The 1,298-nt window shown below is 59.2% G+C and carries 1 protein-coding gene; it reads left to right on the forward strand.

Annotated features, from left to right (window positions below; translation table 11 throughout):
- A partial coding sequence (locus H5U08_RS19110) for an MBL fold metallo-hydrolase (RefSeq protein ID WP_297036855.1) occupies nt 1-623 on the forward strand: 623 nt, incomplete at its 5' end.
- Nucleotides 624-1,298 lie beyond the last annotated feature (675 nt).

Raw genomic sequence — 1,298 nt, forward strand, 5'->3', positions numbered from 1 at the left:
GGCGAATGATGAAGATGGAGCCGCCCACCATTTACCTGCCGGAGCAGGCTGTTCCCCTGGTGGAAAAACTCCTCCACGTCGTCGGGCGGCTGGATCGGGGCCGTCTCCCCTGCCAGCTTGTTCCCGCAGCGCCGGGCCAGGAATTCGAGCTTTCCCGGGAACTCGTTGTCACGACGGTTCCCACCCAGCACACCGTGCCGTCCCTGGGATTTATCGTCTGGGAGCGCCGAAAAAAACTGAAACCCGAGTATCACGGCCTGCCCGGCGAAAAGATCCGCGATCTGCGTCTCAGCGGCGTGGAGGTCACCAACGAAATCCGCCTTCCCCGAGTCGCCTACCTCGGCGACACACGCGTGGATGTCCTGGACGAGTATCCCGACCTGTACCGGGTGGAGGTGCTCATCATGGAGGTAACCTTTCTGTCACCCCACCACCGCGGGGAAAAAATTCGGAAATTTGGCCATGTGCATATCGACGACCTCGTGGCGCGGCGAGATCGGTTTCAGAACGAGCTGATCATCGCCTCCCATTTCAGTATCCGCTACACGCCACGATTGATCGAGAAGCTTGCTCGGAAGGCCATTCCGGATATGCTGGGCGGGCGACTCCTGTTATGGCTGTAAGTTCCGCTGCCATGCAGTGGGCCGTTTCGTGTTTTGTGTCGGGGTAGCTGACCCAGCCTTTTTTTGGGAAGAATCTGTCGGAATCTAAAGCCATCGCTTCGGTGAGGCCAATTCACGAATTGCGCCTACCGTGCCATCAGCGGCATGCAGACCTGATAAGCACGTCCCTCCGAAAATTTTTTCGGAGGGGCACGCTCGTCGTGCCCGGTGCGAGGGAATGGCTCGTCGAACGTTGCCCGGCGGACCCGACGAGCGGGTCCCTCCGACGTCGGAGGGGCAATGCGTGAATTGTCCGACCGCACATCGGGAATTTGGCACGGCCCGAAATGCGGATGAATCAGCCCGCTCACCCGGGGGCGACACGGCAGACGGTTCCCCCGGGCGGGAAACGGCGGCCACCAGCCGCTCTCAACAACCATCGGGCAGAAGAAGATCTCTCTCGGCAGGAATCCCCAGCGGGTATAATGAGCCGATATGCCACACACCGACCCTCGGTTCCCAGGCCGTTGGGTGGCCAGACATTCCGGCATGAAGCAAAACCACTACTACGAGGGGGATAATGAGTCAAAAAAGCAAAATTCTCATAGCGGACGACCACCCCACGAATGTAGAGCTTTTGGAAGCCTATCTTTCGCAGTGCGACTGTGAGATTTACGTCGCCAGTGATGGATTGCA

Origin of the sequence: Thermogutta sp., assembly GCF_014359955.1 — a bacterium.
Lineage (GTDB): Bacteria > Planctomycetota > Planctomycetia > Pirellulales > Thermoguttaceae > Thermogutta.